Source organism: Desulfovibrio porci (genome assembly GCF_009696265.1).
Classification (GTDB): Bacteria; Desulfobacterota; Desulfovibrionia; order Desulfovibrionales; family Desulfovibrionaceae; genus Desulfovibrio; species Desulfovibrio porci.
Genome location: NZ_VUMH01000030.1, coordinates 1 through 2,538, shown reverse-complemented (window position 1 = coordinate 2,538; position 2,538 = coordinate 1). Strand labels below are relative to the sequence as shown.

Annotated in this window: 2 protein-coding genes; both read left to right on the top strand. The window is 65.5% G+C overall.

From position 1 onward, the window contains the following. Positions 1-44: 44 nt before the first annotated feature. Positions 45-1,901: a fumarate reductase flavoprotein subunit gene (locus tag FYJ44_RS14320; protein ID WP_154513298.1), complete on the top strand. Its 1,857-nt coding sequence runs from the start codon at positions 45-47 to the stop codon at positions 1,899-1,901. 11 nt (positions 1,902-1,912) lie between these two features. Then, a partial coding sequence (locus FYJ44_RS14315; RefSeq protein ID WP_154513296.1) for a fumarate reductase iron-sulfur subunit occupies positions 1,913-2,538 on the top strand: 626 nt, incomplete at its 3' end.

The following is a 2,538-nucleotide window of genomic DNA, read 5'->3' as shown; positions in this document are numbered from 1 at the left end:
CGCTGGCTCTGGCCCGCGTCTGGTTCCTGGGATAGGGGGTGCGTATGCGTGTTTTTCAAAGTGATGTTCTCTGCATGGGCGCCGGTCTGGCCGGGGAGCGCGTGGCCGTGGAAGCCGCGCAGGCGGGCTTCAGCGTCATCTGTCTGAGCCTGGTGCCGCCCCGGCGTTCCCATTCCTCGGCGGCCATGGGCGGCATGCAGGCGGCCCTGGGCAATTCCATCATGGGCGAGGGCGACAGCCCGGAAATCCATTTCAACGACACGGTCAAGGGCTCGGACTGGGGCTGCGACCAGGAGGTGGCCCGCCTGTTCGCCAATACCGCGCCCATCGCCATGCGCGAAATGGCCTGGATGGGCGTACCCTGGAGCCGGGTGGTGCCCGGCGAGCATACCTATTACAAGGGCGGCAAGCCCTTTCAGGCCACGGAAAAGACCGAGAATGAAGGTCTGATCCATTCCCGCGCCTTCGGCGGCACGGCCAAGTGGCGCACCTGCTACACCTCGGACGGCACGGGCCACGCGGTGCTCTTCACCCTGGACAACCGTCTGCTGCAACTGGGCGTGGACGTGCACGACCGCGTGCAGGCCGAAGCCCTGGTGCACGACGGCGAGCGCTGCATGGGCTGTGTGGCCCGCGACCTGCGCACCGGCGAGCTGGTGGGCTATTTCGCCAAGGCCACGCTCATCGCCACGGGCGGCTACGGGCGCATCTACCGGGCCACCACCAACGCCGTGATCTGCGACGGCGGCGGCCAGATCGCCGCCCTGGACACGGGCGTGGTGCCGCTGGGCAATATGGAGGCCGTGCAGTTCCATCCCACGGGCACGGTGCCCACGGACATCCTGGTGACCGAAGGCTGCCGGGGCGACGGCGGCACCCTGCTGGACGTCAACGAATACCGCTTCATGCCCGACTATGAGCCGGAAAAGGCCGAGCTGGCCTCGCGCGACGTGGTGTCCCGGCGCATGACCGAGCACATGCGCAAGGGCTTCGGCGTGCCCAGCCCTTACGGCGAGCATCTCTGGCTGGACATCCGCCATCTGGGTGAAAAGCACATCACTACCAATCTGCGTGAAGTCTATGACATCTCCACGCACTTCCTGGGCGTGAATCCCATCCACCAGCTCATTCCGGTGCGTCCCACCCAGCACTACAGCATGGGCGGCGTGCGCATCAACAAGGACGGCCACGCCTACGGCCTCAAGGGCCTGTTCGCGGCGGGCGAAGCCGCCTGCTGGGACATGCACGGCTTCAACCGCCTGGGCGGCAATTCCCTGGCCGAAACCATCGTGTCCGGCCGCATTGTGGGCAAGAAACTGGTGGAATTCCTGCAAGGCTACGAGTGCGTTTTCTCCACCGCGGCCATGAGCGACGCGGAAAAACTGGTGCGCGGGCGCATTGAGGCGCTGCTCCGGGGCACGGGCGACGACTGCTACACCCTGCGCAACGCCATGCAGGACGTGATGATGGAACATGTGGGCATCTTCCGCAACGGCAAGGACCTGGAAGCCGGTGTGGCCAAGCTGCAGGACCTGCTGGAGCGCAGTAAAAACATGCGTCTGCGCGGCGGCGCCATGCCCGGCCCGCACGGCGAGCTGTCCATGGCCCTGCGCGTGCCGGGCATGCTCAAGCTGGCCCTGTGCACGGCGTACGGGGCGCTGCAACGCACCGAGAGCCGTGGCGCGCACGCCCGCGAGGACTACCCTGAACGCAACGACAAGGACTGGCAGGTGCGCACCCTGGCCACCTGGAAGGAAGGCGACAGCCTGCCGACCCTCAACTATGAAAAGGCCACGCCGTTCTACATCCTGCCGCCCGGCGACCGCGGTTACGGCGGCGGCAGGATCATCCCCGGCGAGATTGTCGAGGAAGACATCGTGCCCTTCGGGTCAAAGGTCTAAGGGAGGCCGACATGGGACGCAATCTGACGTTTGAGATATTCCGCTACAATCCGCTGGACCCCCATTCCCAGCCTCACATGCAGACCTTCAACCTGGAAGAGCATCCCAGCATGACGCTCTTCATCGCCCTGAACATGATCCGCGAGACCCAGGACGCGAGCCTGCAGTTTGATTTCTGCTGCCGGGCGGGTATCTGCGGCTCCTGCGGCATGGTCATCAACGGCCGTCCCGGTCTGGCCTGCCATACCCAGACCAGCGACCTGCCGGACCGCATCAGCCTGCACCCGCTGCCGGTGTTCAAGCTGCTGGGCGACCTCTCGGTGGACACGGGCACCTGGTTCCGGCATGTGGGCAAAAAGATCGAATCCTGGATTCACACCAACAAGGCTTTTGATCCGGAGGCCCAGGAAGAGCGGATGGACAACGAACTGGCCACGCAGATCTTCGAGCTGGACCGCTGTATCGAGTGCGGCTGCTGCGTGGCGGCCTGCGGCACGGCGCGCATGCGCGAGGATTTCATCGGGGCCACGGCCATCAACCGTATGGCCCGCTTTTACCTGGACCCGCGCGACAACCGCACCCCTGCGGACTACTACGAGCTGATCGGGGACGACAACGGGGTGTTCGGCTGCATGGG

Bases quoted from the DNA above. Each gene is read 5' to 3' on its own strand.
- FYJ44_RS14320 (WP_154513298.1), top strand. From the start codon at position 45: ATGCGTGTTTTTCAAAGTGATGTTCTCTGCATGGGCGCCGGTCTGGCC.